At 66.6% G+C, this 12,411-nt stretch carries 10 protein-coding genes and 2 tRNA genes; 8 read left to right on the top strand and 4 right to left on the bottom strand.

Features of this window, described 5'->3' with window-relative positions:
• Positions 1 to 4: 4 nt before the first annotated feature.
• Positions 5 to 2,113 carry a hypothetical protein gene (locus tag QHF89_RS00625; RefSeq protein ID WP_136965155.1) on the bottom strand — a complete coding sequence of 703 codons (2,109 nt, stop codon included), beginning with the start codon at positions 2,111 to 2,113 and terminating at the stop codon, positions 5 to 7.
• 230 nt (positions 2,114 to 2,343) lie between these two features.
• Here QHF89_RS00625 and QHF89_RS00620 point away from each other — a divergent pair, with 230 nt between their 5' ends.
• The 5 genes from QHF89_RS00620 to QHF89_RS00600 all read left to right on the top strand — a co-directional run bounded on the left by QHF89_RS00620 (position 2,344) and on the right by QHF89_RS00600 (position 7,098).
• On the top strand, positions 2,344 to 3,087 hold the full coding sequence (locus QHF89_RS00620) for a hypothetical protein (RefSeq protein WP_136965154.1): 744 nt from the start codon (positions 2,344 to 2,346) through the stop codon (positions 3,085 to 3,087).
• Positions 3,084 to 4,184 carry a hypothetical protein gene (locus QHF89_RS00615; protein ID WP_136965153.1) on the top strand — a complete coding sequence of 367 codons (1,101 nt, stop codon included), beginning with the start codon at positions 3,084 to 3,086 and terminating at the stop codon, positions 4,182 to 4,184. Before QHF89_RS00620 ends, QHF89_RS00615 begins: the two co-directional genes overlap by 4 nt.
• Positions 4,185 to 4,234: 50 nt before the next feature.
• On the top strand, positions 4,235 to 4,885 hold the full coding sequence (locus QHF89_RS00610; protein WP_136965152.1) for a hypothetical protein: 651 nt from the start codon (positions 4,235 to 4,237) through the stop codon (positions 4,883 to 4,885).
• Positions 4,882 to 5,487 carry a hypothetical protein gene (locus QHF89_RS00605; protein WP_136965151.1) on the top strand — a complete coding sequence of 202 codons (606 nt, stop codon included), beginning with the start codon at positions 4,882 to 4,884 and terminating at the stop codon, positions 5,485 to 5,487. Before QHF89_RS00610 ends, QHF89_RS00605 begins: the two co-directional genes overlap by 4 nt.
• 231 nt (positions 5,488 to 5,718) lie before the next feature.
• The gene (locus QHF89_RS00600; protein ID WP_136965150.1) at positions 5,719 to 7,098 is read left to right on the top strand and encodes an amino acid permease; all 1,380 of its coding nucleotides are present in this window, start codon (positions 5,719 to 5,721) and stop codon (positions 7,096 to 7,098) included.
• Here the strand turns inward: QHF89_RS00600 and QHF89_RS00595 are convergent.
• Positions 7,095 to 7,703, bottom strand: coding sequence for a hypothetical protein (locus QHF89_RS00595; RefSeq protein ID WP_136965149.1), 609 nt, complete (start codon positions 7,701 to 7,703; stop codon positions 7,095 to 7,097). The two genes, QHF89_RS00600 and QHF89_RS00595, sit on opposite strands and share 4 nt — an antisense overlap.
• 42 nt (positions 7,704 to 7,745) lie before the next feature.
• Here QHF89_RS00595 and abc-f point away from each other — a divergent pair, with 42 nt between their 5' ends.
• The 3 genes from abc-f to QHF89_RS00580 all read left to right on the top strand — a co-directional run bounded on the left by abc-f (position 7,746) and on the right by QHF89_RS00580 (position 12,049).
• Positions 7,746 to 9,677: a ribosomal protection-like ABC-F family protein gene (gene abc-f / locus QHF89_RS00590; RefSeq protein WP_136965148.1), complete on the top strand. Its 1,932-nt coding sequence runs from the start codon at positions 7,746 to 7,748 to the stop codon at positions 9,675 to 9,677.
• A gap of 60 nt (positions 9,678 to 9,737) precedes the next feature.
• The gene (locus tag QHF89_RS00585; protein WP_136965147.1) at positions 9,738 to 11,150 is read left to right on the top strand and encodes a hypothetical protein; all 1,413 of its coding nucleotides are present in this window, start codon (positions 9,738 to 9,740) and stop codon (positions 11,148 to 11,150) included.
• 194 nt (positions 11,151 to 11,344) lie between these two features.
• On the top strand, positions 11,345 to 12,049 hold the full coding sequence (locus QHF89_RS00580; RefSeq protein ID WP_284719870.1) for a hypothetical protein: 705 nt from the start codon (positions 11,345 to 11,347) through the stop codon (positions 12,047 to 12,049).
• An 86-nt stretch (positions 12,050 to 12,135) separates the two neighbouring features.
• Here the strand turns inward: QHF89_RS00580 and QHF89_RS00575 are convergent.
• Positions 12,136 to 12,208, bottom strand: a tRNA-Lys gene (locus tag QHF89_RS00575).
• Positions 12,209 to 12,274: 66 nt separating this feature from the next.
• Positions 12,275 to 12,348, bottom strand: a tRNA-Arg gene (locus QHF89_RS00570).
• Between the last annotated feature and the right edge of the window lie 63 nt (positions 12,349 to 12,411).

Here is a 12,411-nt window from a genome sequence, read left to right as displayed (position 1 = left end):
GCGCTCACTGGAGCTCCTCGGGCGTGCCCATCGACGCGCTCAGGAGCCGCGTCTCGAAGGTGGGGGAGGAGAAGCTGAAGAGGTGCACCTTCAGGCTCTTGGCGAAGCGACGGAAGCCGACCTTCCCGACGATGGAGACGTCGCCTTCGAGCGGCGTGAACGACATGTCCCAGGTCACGTCGCCGCGGACGAGCAGCTTCTCATTGCCGGTGAGCCCGAAGCCGAGCGTCGTGTCGAGCGGGAAGCTCGTCGTGATGAAGCGCAGATCGGCGACCACCGCCGCTTTCACGATCTTCAGGTCGACGCCGCCCTCCACGGTGCCCGTCAGCCCGAAGTTCGGCGAGGTGATGCGCGTCATCCGGCCGCAGGCGGTGATGGGCTCGGCCGACTTCAAGAGGTCCTGGCAAGCGGCAGAGTCCGAGAGCGCTTCGAGCGTGTCTTCGAGCGCGATGCCGATGGAGCCGCCGACGCCGATCTTGAACCCGACGGTCACGGGCCCGAAGCCGAAGCCGAGGCTGCCGATCGTGAAGGACTTCGCGGCGCTGAAGTCCTCGGTCTGGACGATGCTCGCCGCTTGCTCCGACACGCCGAAGATGCGCTGTCCGAAGGCGTCGACGCCCACCTCGTACGAGGTCTTCGTGGGGTCGACGGCGAGGTTCGCGTCGGCGAAGGCGCGCGCCATCGTCAGGTCGAAGCTCTTGCCGATTTTGCCCTTCAGCGCGACCTCCCCCTCGGTCCGGCTGAACGCGCCGCTCAGGTCGAGGCGGTTCTGGGTCGACATCCTGCTCTCGATCGCGATGCGATCATTGCCGAGCTTGCGCTCGAACTCCTTGTCGAAGCTCCGAGAGGAGGCCGCCGACGAGGACGACGCCTCGCGCACGAGCACGACCTCGAGCTCGCGGCAATCGTCGAGGTCGCCGTCGCCTTCGTTGCCCCCTTGGGCGAATTCCCCGGTGAAGCAGCCGCGGATGACGAAATTGCTCTGGTTCGCCCACGCGCCTCCGGGCGACACCGCTTCGAGGGCGGCCCCTTCGAGGTAGAGCTCGTGCACGGCGTCGTTGGCCGTGCCCGGCACGATCCGATCGACGACGACCTCGGGGACCCTGTTCTTCGGATTCGCGGGATCCCGGATGGTGAGGGGCAGTTTCGTCATGCCGTCGGCCGCCGACTGGATGGTGTAGGACACGGTCGCCTTGCCGGGCGGCGCGCTGAGGGCGGCCAGCGCCGCATCGTCGAGCCCGAATTTCAGGTCCTCCTCGATGGAGGGAACGGCCTCGAGGAGCGATGGCGGGATCTGCGAAGGATCGACGGCGGAGATGTACGGGTCCCGGCCGTTGATGACGAAGCGCGACTGGACGATGATCGCGGGGTCGACGTCGGGGGGGCCGTCCGGGCCGATGTCCTCGGTGGGTTGCCTCGACAGGACGGCCACCGAGGAGCTCGAGCTGAGCGCATAGCGGACGTCGGTGAGCGTTCCTTCGGCGCCGGTGGGGGTCGGCTGGAGGCGGATCGGGTGGACGCAGCCGGGCTTGGGGTCCGCCGCATTCAGCGAAGCGCGGCAATGCTGGTTGAGCGCGTCGCCTCGGCGCGCCTCGGAGAACACGACGCTCGGGGCGTCGAGGTCCGACCCGATCTCGGCCGCGAGCTCCGGGCCGCCATCGAAATCGACCTGGAGGTTCACCTCGGCGTTTTTCGCGGCGAGCGCGGCACACTGCGTGGTGGGCCAGATGTAGGCCTCGACGATTTGCTCGGTCCCGTCGCCGATGACCTCGACGTTGATGGCGCTGGAGCTGCACGCGAGGGGATTTTGCGGGTCGCTGGGGTTGGCCTCGACGAACGAGAAGGTGACGGCGACGTTCCGGGGGCCCGAATTCGCGGGGTCGTCGCTGTTCGCGGTGATGCCGAAGGTGATGGGGACCCGGTTATTGACGTACACCGGCTTCGACAGGTCGTAGGCGACGTCGAGGTGCGTCAGCCGCACCCGCTGGACGGCGGCGGCAGCGACGCACTGGCCATTGCGATCGGCGCTCCCTTCCTCACAAACGGCGGCGGCGTCCTGGCAGCCGGCGGCAAGGAAGGAAAAGGCAAGGAGATAAGAAGGACGAAAGTGCATGGGACCTCGGATGGGCCAGGGTTCGGGTGGGAGGCGAGCGACGCGCCCGCCGTCGACACACCCGAAAGCTAGGGTGGCGCGCGCGTGTCGTCGCCTTACTCGGCCTTAATCGGCGCGACGGACCTTATCCGCGCTCGTCGAGGCGCCGGAAGTCACCCCCCGCATGGTCCAGAAGACGGGCTGATCTCCCCGGCTTGACCGAAGTACGTGGCCGTGGTGCCTTCCAGGACATGAGACGTCCGCGCTGGCCCCCCGTCCTCTCCCTGGGCCTCCTCGGTTGCCTGACGTTCTCGCTCGTGCCCCTTGGCTGCTCGTCGGCGAGGATCTACCGCCCTCCGGCGCCCGACGACCGGCCGCGCGTCCCTGAAGCCACCGCAGAGCGCCTCAGGGCATGCGTGGATGAGCTCAGCGGCACCATTGAGCCCGGATATTACACGCTCGACGCCTCGGTGAAGGTCGACCAGGAAGGTCGTGTCGTGGAGGTGGAGACGACGGGCCAGCCCAATCCGGACGTCGGGGGTTGCATGCGCATCGCCCTGCGAGGCATGACGCTCCCCGAGGATGTCCTCGCGAGGGGCCTGTTGCGGAGGCCCGCGGCGGCGAACGGGCAGGTGATGCCGGAGCGGGGGCCGATCGGGGAGGTCGTGACCGTCGTCGTGGTCGTCACGGTCGTCTTCACCGAGGTGATCATCGAGGCCTTTGCGATCGCCGTCGGCGTGACGGTCACGGCGACGGTCGCGGCGGGGACGGCGGAGGCGTTTGCGAAGAGGAAGAAAAAGCGGGTCACCTGTCAAGAGAACTTGATTGCGTGCCTGCACACCGGCTGGGGCGGCAAACGTGGGAGCAACCAGGGAGCATCACTGTGCGAAGCCTGTTTCAAGCAGTGCCGGGATCATGTGTGGCCCCCCAGCGTCGACATGAGCTGGGGATTTGAATCCTGCGAATTTCCGGGGTACCGCGAGTACAAAGAATGAAACCCGATAGACAAATGGAGGGGGACGAGCTTGCGTTCGCTCAAGCGAGCGGGCGCCTCTTGGTCAAGTCGCTCGAACGAACCCGGCGCTTCGCTGAGGCCGTCCTTGACTTCCGAAAGCTCGAGGCCGAGTTCGTGGAGCGCGCCGGCGACGATGGACTTGATGTGCTCGAGACGAGGCGGCGCATCGCTGAGACCATCGTGTCTCTCGCCTATTACAAGCACCCCCCCTTCGAGGTCTGCCGCGAGGCGTGGAACGATCTGGTTCGTCTCGGCTTTTCGGGCATCGAAGCAGAGTGCTGGAAGACACGGGCTTATGGAGACTGCTGCGCGTACGACGAGCGGCCAGACGAGGGGCTCGCGGTGCTCGATCCGCTGATCGCGAAGCTCGAGAGGCTGCTCGAGGGAACGAAGGGGAGCGGGACGGAGTACCCGGCGCGCTTTTACGAACACGAGCTCGAGGACCTGGGGAACCTCCGGGACGCGCTCCTTGCCCAAAAACGCGGCGAGGTCGTCCCATGGCTAGAAACCCGCCGCGAGGACGAGGCAGCCGCCCCGATCACCCCGGAAGAAGAGCAGGCCGACGCGCTCTATGACGCGTTCTCGAAAGCGAGCCATGCCGTCTTCAAGACCTACGGAAAATCATTCGATCGGAGCTTCGCCGACGTCGAGGCCGACTACCGACGGGTCGAGGCGGAGTTCGAGGCACGTGCAGGCGAAGGCGAGGTGTTCGAGGCGTGCGTGCTCGATATGAGGGCAAGGACCGCCGAGTCGATCTTGATGGCAGCCTGCTCGCTCCGCGCGCCCTTCCAGGCCTGCCGAGACGCCTGGGACGCGTTCGTCCGCGTCGGCCAAGACAAGAGCTGGATGTATCCAGAGATGTACGTGAAGGCCTGCCTGAGGAGCAACGAGCCCGAGGCGGGGCTCGCCGTGGTCGACCCGTGGATCGCCGAGATCGAGCGAAAGCTCCAAGCATGCAAGGAACCCCTGCGGCCCCCGGGGGAAACGAGCGTGGAGCTCGAGCGCCAGCGCAAGGAGCTTCACGAGATACGGGACAAGCTCACGGCCATGCGACGGGGCGGCGAACCGTCGACCTGAGGACGCCGGAGGCCCTGACCTCCCGGGGCGGTTCTGGTAGAGTCGCGCGCATGCCGGACGTGCTCGCCATCGTCAGCAAGGCCGTGTTCGAGAAGGAAGCGGCCGGACGCAAGCCAGGCAAGGTGTGGCCCGTCGATACCTACCACAGCCAGAGCAAGGGCCTCGCCCCGCTCGCCGGCGGCGGGCGGCTGTTCATGGTGACCGTGCGGCCGCCGGCCGACACGCTCTGGCTCGTCGCCGTGCTGGAAAACCCGCAGAACACCGGCAAGGGCTGGCGCAGCGGGCGCAACCGCGTGCCGATCAGCGATCTGACGTCGCTCGTGCCCCGCATCCGGTTCGCGAACGGAAAAGGCATCACCGCGTCCCCCGGCACGCTCGGCATGTCGCTCCAGACGCCGCGCGTGCTCGACGCGCCCTCGGCCGCGCTCTTGCTCGGCGCCGCCTGGAGCGCGGGCGTGGCCCCGGCCGTGAACGTGACGAAACACGATCCCGCCGGGCCCTTGCCGTGCCTGTGCAAGGTGTGTTTCCCGCAGAGCGCCGAGCGCGCGGAGACGGGCGGAATGGCGTTCCTGCGTTCGAGCACGGAGGCCGTCGGGCGCGTGCTCCATTTCTGGATGCCCGAGGAGCTCAAGAAAGACGCGGACGCCGTGGGCCGCTCGGTCCGCTCGGTGCTCTCGTCCCGCCTCACCGCGACGCGATGATCCGGCTCGACATCCAAGGCGCCCATACCCAGCTCTGCTCGACGCTCTGCGCGAAATGCCCGCAGGGTCCGGCAGGCTGCTGCAAGGCGCCGCCCCATATGGATTGGTCGGACGTGGGGCGCGTCGTCGCCCACGACGGTCGGGATTTTTTGCTCACGCGTATCGCCAAAAAGGACCTCCTCCCCCGGGAGGGCGGGCTCGAACTCCGGCGGGTGAAGCGGCGCGAGGCCCCCACGGAGCCGATGGAGCGCAAATGCGTGTTCCACGGGGCGGGCGGATGCACGATCGCCCCGACGATGCGGCCCGCGACCTGCAATTACTTTCTCTGCGAGGACACGTTCATCGAGGGGGGCGAGCGGAAAGGCGAGCGGAGCGCGGTGCTGGCCAGGCAGGCGCACGGCGCGCTGCGGGCGGTGTACGAGCGGTGGGACGCCGCGCTTTCGGCGCGCATCGCAGAGACGTTTCCGGAGGGGCCCGCGTGGGACGCGGCGTTCCTCGATTGGCTCGGGGAGGCGTTCGTGAGGCTGGAGGCGGCGTCAGGGACGGAGCTCTCCGCGTTGCCCGTCTCTGACGAGAATCGACAGGCTGTCGAGGAACGATAGGCCGAGGTCCGGTGCGGGGGCTCCGCTCCCGACGTCTTTTCGAGCAACGACGAGCGCCTGCTCGCCCCCTGCGTCCGCGCGCCGACGCTCGTGCGATGTGCTATCCTCATTTCTCGACCGATTCGCGTTTTCGTCGAGCCACTGCGGTGACGTACGAGGGGGCGCGAGGTTCAGAATGGACGGGCAACACCGAACCAGCGTTGTCCACACCGGACCACGAAAGGAGCGCCCCTGACGACGCCCCCCGGCCAGCAACCGCAGGGACTCGAGCGCGCGCTCGGGCTCACCGCCATTACGATCTTCGGCATCGGCGATATCCTCGGCACGGGCGTGTACGGGCTCATGGGCCGCATCGCCGGGATGACCGGCACCGCGGCGTGGGTGTCGTGCGTCATCGCCGGGCTCACCGCGAGCCTTACCGGTCTCACCTATGCCGAGCTCGCATCGCGTTATCCCAAGGCCGGCGGCGCCGCCCACTTCTGCCACATGGTGTACGACAATGCGTTCGTGACTTTTTTCGTGACGTTCTTCGTGGGGATGTCGGGGGTCTTTTCAACCGCGACGGGCGCCCGTATCATTGGTAATTATGCGTTGGCCTTGTTCCCCGACGCCCCGCCCATCGCACGGGACCATCTGGTTCCGTTTGTATTCGTGTTCCTGCTCGGCGCCATCGCCATGCGCGGGATTGTGCTGTCATCCGCCGCCAATGCCGTCTGCACCGTCATTGAAGTCTCCGGGCTTCTCCTCATCATCGCGCTCGGTGCACGTTTCATCGGGTCCGTGAACTACCTCGACTTCGCATCGGCCGCAGAGCCGTACCAGGGCACGCCCGCCGCGCTGCTCGCCGTGTCGGGGGCGTCCTTGGCGTTCTACGCCTTCATCGGATTCGAGGATCTCGCCAACCTCAGCGAGGAGGTCGTCCATCCAGAACGCAATGTCCCCCTCGGCATCTGCTTGTCCGTCGTCGGCACGATCCTCGTCTACTGCCTCGTCGCGCTGGTGGCCGTGTCGGTGATGGCCCCGGCAGCCCTCAGCGAATCCCAGTCGCCTCTGATCGACGTCGTGCGCAAAGCCGCCCCCGGATTTCCGCTGTGGATTTACACCGTGATTCCGGTGTTCGCCGCGTTCAACACCGCGTTGCTCAACCTGCTCATGACGTCGCGTCTTCTCTATGGCATGTCACGTCGAGGCCTGGGTGTTCTACCGCCGCTCCTCTCGTACGTGCATCCCGTATGGCGCACACCTGTCGTCGGCGTAGGGGTCGCGGCCACGGTCATCTGCGTCTTGCTGCTGTGTTTCCGCGATATCAAGACCCTGGCTTCCGGCACCTCTACGTTTCTGCTCGCGGTGTTCATTCTTCTGCACATTGCGTTGATCCGCATCAAACGCAATCCCGCCGCCCCGCGCGCCGCCTTTCCCGTTCCGCTGGCCATTCCCGTTCTCGGCGTAGCGTCCTGCGCCGGCCTGCTCATGAGACAAGACACGACCGCGTTGCGCGCCGCGGCCGTGCTCGGGCTCGCGGCGCTCGTCGTCTACGCCGTACAGCGCATCATCAACGGCAAAAGCGGGCGAACGCGAGACGGGGACGCGAGGCGTCCCCCTCGGGACTAGCGGTCGCGGCAGAGAATGAAGTAGTGGTCGAGGGCCTTTTCGCCCTTGTAGGCGGCGCCGATCGAGACGTGCGTCGAGACCTTGCGCATGTAGTCGCGCGTGCCGTTGTAGACGAGGGTCTGGAGGCCCTTGGAGTTCGGGATGACCTTGGGCCAGCCCGCCGCGACGGGGCCGTCGGGGACCTGGAAGTAATCGATCACGATCTGGCCACGTGCCTCCCACTCCGGGCGGCCTTTCGTCGGGATGGCGACGAAGAAACCCGGGCCCACGGTGCCGAGGAACGGCGACTGGTTGTACCCGAAGAGGCGCTCGGAGCCGTCCTCGGGTCGGCAAAACCGCTTCTGGAAGAGCTTGAGGCTCGACGGCAAGGGGAGCGTGTTGCGGCCGTCGTGGTGGACCGGCGCGAGCTTCGCGATGTCCGCCGGGACAAAGTGCTCGAGCGTGATGGGGGGCGCCTTCTCGGCCCTCTGGTAGAGCTTGCGTTGCTCGTCACGCGAGAGGGTGCGGGTCTCGTGGAGCCTGTCTTCGGCGGAGAGCCCGTCGAGGTAGCTGGCGATGGCGTCGATGGTGGCGCTGGAATCTTGGATGAGCTCTCGAAAGCGCACGTGGCCTCCTCAGTTGCGGGAGGATATACCACCGTCCCCGCGATGATCGTCACGTCGAACCTGGGCAAATCGTACGGCGACCGGACCCTCTTCGAGGAGGTGTCGCTGAAGCTCAACCGCCAGAGCCGCTACGGGCTCGTCGGCGCGAACGGGTCGGGTAAGACGACGCTGCTCGAGATCCTGGCCGGCGACGAGGCGCCGACCGAAGGGAGCTTCAACATCCCCCAGGGCGCCCGGATGGGCGTGCTGCGGCAGGACCGGTTCCTGGAGGACGAGGCGCGGATCCTCGACCTCGCGATGATGGGCGACCGGATCGTGTGGGACGCGCTCGAAGAGGAGACGCGGATCGTGGAGGACGGGGCCGGCGACGCGCAGCGGCTCGCGGAGCTGGCCGACGTGATCCGGGCCTACGACGGCTACACGCTGAAGGCGCGGGCGACGTCGATCCTCGTGGGGCTCGGGATCCCGATGGAGGCGCACGAGCGGCCGCTCGCGACGCTCTCCGGGGGCTTCAAGCTGCGGGTGCTGCTCGCGCAGGTGCTCGTGGGCGGGCCGGACGTGCTCCTGCTCGACGAGCCGACGAACCACCTCGACATCCTGACGATCCGCTGGCTCGAAAAATTCCTCCAAGCGCACGAGGGCTCGGTGCTCGTGATCTCCCACGACCAGCGCTTCCTCGACAACGTGGCGACGCACATCCTCGACATCGATTACGGCACGGTGACGCTCTACCACGGCAATTACACGGCGTTCGTGAAGGAGAAGCGCGCAGAGCGGGAGCGGCAGCAAGCGGAGGTCGAGCGGATCGAGGAGGTGATCGCGCACAAGCAGTCGTACGTGGACCGGTTCCGGTACAAGGCGACGAAGGCGAAGCAGGCGCAGAGCCGGCTGAAGCAGATCGAGAAGATCGAGGTGCCGGAGCTGGAGGAGAGCTCGCGGCGGACGCCGGTGTTCAAGTTGTCGATCGCGCGGCCGAGCGGGCGGGACGTGCTGGAGGTCGCGGGGATCCACAAGTCGTACGGGGAGAAGAAGGTGCTCACCGCGGTGTCGCTGGCCGTGCGGCGGGGCGAGCGGGTGGCGGTGATCGGGCCGAACGGGATCGGCAAGTCGACGCTGCTCAAGATCCTCGCGGAGCAGCTCGAAAAGGACGCGGGCACGGTGCGCTGGGGGCACGAGGCGCGGGTGGGGTATTTCGCCCAGGATCACAGGGAGATCCTCGACGACCCGGAGGCGACGCCGCTCGGGATCATGAAAGCGGCGTGCCCGACGGAGCCGGAGAGCGCGGTGCGGGGGCGGCTCGGGCGGATGCTGTTCTCGGGCGACGATGTGAACAAGAAGGTGGAGCTCCTGTCCGGCGGAGAAGCGGCGCGGCTCATGTTTTGCCGGATCCTCGTGGAGGAGCCGAACGTGCTTTTGCTGGACGAGCCGACGAACCACCTCGACGTGGAGGCGATCGAGGCGCTCGCCGAGGCGCTCGTGGCCTACGAGGGGACGCTGATCCTGGTGTCGCACGATCGCTGGTTCGTCTCGAAGATCGCGACGCGCATCCTGGAGGTGCTGCCCAGCGGCCGGAACGATTTCCAGGGGACGTTCGAGGAATACCTCGCGCGCTGCGGGGACGATCATCTCGACGCGGAGGCCGTGGTCCAGAAGGACAAGGCCGCGAAGACCGCAGCGAAGGCGCAAGAGCCGGCCGCGCAGGTGACGGGCTCGGCGTGGGAGGAGCAAAAGAAGAAGCGCAATCGATTGAAGGAGCTGCCGGGGAGGCGGGACAAGGTGGTGGCGGCGATCGAGGCGGCCGAGGCGCAGAAACGGGAACTGGAGTCGCGCTACTGCGAACCGGGGTTTTTCGAACGGACGAGCAAAGAGGACGTGGCGGCGCTGGATCGGCTGCAAAAAGAGCTCGACGCGAAGGTCGAGTCCTTGATGGGGGAATGGGAGGCCATCGAGAAGGAACTCGCCGAGGGCGCGTAAGCCGCTACGCGATGGGGTTGCCAAACGCCGCGGTCGCGTGGTAGCTGGCGACCCGATACAATGAGCAAATACGCGTTTATCGTTGCCTCCGGGCTGCTCGCGTCCGGTTGTGGTCTCGTCAACCTTCAGACGAACATCCCGGGCCTCGGCGGCGGAGGTGAGAATACGGTGGGGCCTTTCGGCATCCTGCCGTACGACGAGGACGAGGCGGGCAAGGCGGTGCTCGCGACGTTCAAGTCGTGGGATTACACGTCCTGCCAGGGCCACATGTGCGTGCCCGACTTCAAGAAGCAAGCGGGCGTGAAGGAGTACCAGGACAAGGCGACGTACATCTACCTGTTCAACCCGCGCCGGACGCTGAAGAACCCGGACCCGACGTGGCTCACGGGCTGGGACAAGATGCCGGAGGACGAGAAGTCCAACACGGCGGACGAGACGTACCAGGCGCTGATCGTGGCGGCCATGCGCAGGACGTGGCTCGCGAAGTGCTACGCGGACTATCTCGCGATCGACAAGGAGGCGCGGGCGCTCGACGCGAAGTGGGCGACGGAGATCGCGGACGCGTCGAAGATCCCGAGCCCGTACGGGCGCATCAGCGCGCTGCTTGGCCTGAAGGACACGGCCGAGAAGGCGGCGAGCGGCAATTCGTACATCGACATCTTGACGACGCGCGTCGGGTTTCAAAGGGACCTGCGCGTCGCGATCAAGAAGGCGTACGACGCCACGGAGCGTGATTACCTGTACGCGGTCGAGAGCTCGCGTATGCAGGGGGACGACGTCCGCGCCCGTCTCGACGCCGCGACGGAGCGGGACATGTATTGCGCCTTCGCGGCCTCGAACGGGACGTCGAAGACGCCGGAGCTCGACAGCGCCGCCTTCGGCAACTCGTACACGGAGCGCGGCGCGAAGTACGTGAAGCCGCTTTTCTCCGAGGAGACGCTGAAGAAGATCGACCAGCTCAGCGAAAAAGAGTCGAAGAAGTCCGCCGACGAGGTGCGTCCGAAGGCGATCGACAAGGTGCACATCTCGGAGGTCGCGAATGGCGAAAAAGAGATGGCCGGGCACCCGAAGCTCGGACATTTTGAGACGTACGAGGTGACGAAAGTCGCACAGAAGGACGGCAAGACCGAGCTCGAAATCGTGTACAGCTACACGACCGAGTACCCCTACGATTGCGTGGAGACGAACCGGATCCACAGCATTCAGAATGGGCGGATCGTCTACCGGGAGATCTGCAAGCACGGCAAGCACACCCGCGAGTCGACGATGCGGATCACGCTCGGGGAGATGCCCGAAGGCGTGACGGTCCAGGTCGGCGACAAGCTCACGGGCTACGCGTTCGTGAAGAAGCACGAGAAGAAGAAGCCCACGGACACGAAGGCGCTGATCAAGGAGACGGAGCTCTGGGAGCTGGAGCTCCACCACCTGAAGAGCCTCGAGCGCAAGAAAAAGCTCGTCGGCCAGTGGTTCTGAGCGACGGATCCTTCTCCGTCAGTCCCTGACGAGCGCCCTCCGGCTCCGGGGCCGCCTTCCCGCGGTCCCGATCCTCCCTCCCCCCACACCCGACCGCCCTCCCCCTGGCTCGCTGCCGGCCGCGAGGACGGTTTGTCTACGGTTCCGTAGACAAACTGCCTCGGGTTCGCGTAAAGCATGCGTGGAGGTTTTACGTGGAACACACAGAACGGTCGGACCGGACGAACCCCACGACGTACGAGGCCACGCGCGACGCCAGGTGGGCGGAGGACTTCCCGGAAGGCTCGGAGCGCCGCGCGCTGGACGAGCGGATGGTGTCGGCGGACGGGCGGATCCTCGACGAGGAGGCGGAGACGATCGAGGACGCGCTCTGCTTGCGGTTCGGTGCGTCGCCGGAGGCGGCAGCGCTTCGCGTGAAGGATCCGAAGGGGCTCCGTGCAAGGGCGGTGCTGCGGATCCTGCGCCTCGAACAGGACGTGGTGCTGACGAGGCTCGTGCCGGAGGACCTCGTGGCAGCGCTGCTCGACGGCGTGCCCGCGATGGAGTCGGTGCTGCCTTCGGACCTCGCGCCGATGTTCGTGTCGACCCTACGGGCGTTCTTCGCGTTCGCAGACCGCGAGCTCGGGCTGCCCCACGCAAAGGAATTTGTGGAGGTGCTCGACAAGGGAATGGCGCTCGCGCTCACGCACGTGCTGCGGTCGAGTGAAGAGTTCGATGCGTGGGAGGAGGACGACGACGAGGGGCCGTTGTTCGATCCGGTAGCGCTGCTCCATGCGATCCAAGAGTTCGCGCGACGGGAGGCGGCTCCGCGACTTCCGACGGCGCCAGCCCGCGTCGAGCGGAACAAGAAGAAGGCGCGGCGGCGCGCGCAGAAGGTGGGACGACGAAGGAACCGGTGAGGTCGGGGGGAAGCGCGGCCTCGGAGGACAAAAACCGAAAGGCCGGCACGCGGGGAGCGTACCGGCCTTTTCGTTCTGGAACCGGGTGGGCCATGAAGGACTTGAACCTTCAGCCAATGGATTAAGAGTCCACTGCTCTACCAATTGAGCTAATGGCCCGGTTTTGCTGCTTCGATTTTCAACGGCCTCCCGAGCTCCCCTGGGTAGAGTCGACTCGGAACCCGGTACGCCCGGCCCGATTCGAACGGGCGACTTTCGGATTCGAAGTCCGACGCTCTATCCAGCTGAGCTACGGGCGCATCCGCGCCGCCCTCGGGTGGGACGCGACGAGGCTTCTACCCGTCCCCATGGCCCATGTCAAG

This window comes from Polyangium sorediatum, from assembly GCF_029946465.1.
Classification (GTDB): Bacteria; Myxococcota_A; Polyangia; order Polyangiales; family Polyangiaceae; genus Polyangium; species Polyangium fumosum.
The sequence above is the reverse complement of the archived record's forward strand: the minus strand, read 5'-3'. Positions and strand labels throughout refer to the sequence as shown.

Bases quoted from the DNA above. Each gene is read 5' to 3' on its own strand.
- QHF89_RS00585 (WP_136965147.1), top strand. From the start codon at position 9,738: ATGAGCAAATACGCGTTTATCGTTGCCTCCGGGCTGCTCGCGTCCGGT.
- abc-f (WP_136965148.1), top strand. From the start codon at position 7,746: ATGATCGTCACGTCGAACCTGGGCAAATCGTACGGCGACCGGACCCTC.
- QHF89_RS00605 (WP_136965151.1), top strand. From the start codon at position 4,882: ATGATCCGGCTCGACATCCAAGGCGCCCATACCCAGCTCTGCTCGACG.
- QHF89_RS00620 (WP_136965154.1), top strand. From the start codon at position 2,344: ATGAGACGTCCGCGCTGGCCCCCCGTCCTCTCCCTGGGCCTCCTCGGT.
- QHF89_RS00610 (WP_136965152.1), top strand. From the start codon at position 4,235: ATGCCGGACGTGCTCGCCATCGTCAGCAAGGCCGTGTTCGAGAAGGAA.
- QHF89_RS00615 (WP_136965153.1), top strand. From the start codon at position 3,084: ATGAAACCCGATAGACAAATGGAGGGGGACGAGCTTGCGTTCGCTCAA.
- QHF89_RS00625 (WP_136965155.1), bottom strand. From the start codon at position 2,113: ATGCACTTTCGTCCTTCTTATCTCCTTGCCTTTTCCTTCCTTGCCGCC.